The organism is Pseudomonas sp. RA_35y_Pfl2_P32, from assembly GCF_963970735.1.
GTDB lineage: Bacteria > Pseudomonadota > Gammaproteobacteria > Pseudomonadales > Pseudomonadaceae > Aquipseudomonas.
This window is the reverse complement of the sequence record NZ_CAXAQF010000463.1, coordinates 1-210: the sequence shown is the minus strand read 5'-3', so window position 1 is coordinate 210 and position 210 is coordinate 1. Positions and strand designations below refer to the sequence as shown.

The 210-nt window shown below is 55.7% G+C and carries 1 pseudogene; it reads left to right on the top strand.

The window, feature by feature from the left end:
• Nucleotides 1-210: pseudogene (locus tag AACY45_RS29430) on the top strand (tetratricopeptide repeat protein); the annotation flags it as partial.

The following is a 210-nucleotide window of genomic DNA, read 5'->3' as shown; positions in this document are numbered from 1 at the left end:
TCTATCGCACGGGCTGGCCCGGACAGCCTGGTGTTGAAAAAGATATCAGCAAGATGCTCGACCTCTACGAGCGTATGGTAAAGCTCAAAGTCCCGCTGGGTTATTACAATTGGGCTGTGGTGGCCGAACGTGGAGTCGGTGTATTGAAGTCGGACCGCATGGCCAGCTCCTACATGTTCCAGGCCGCGCAATTGGGCAGTCCCTTAGCAC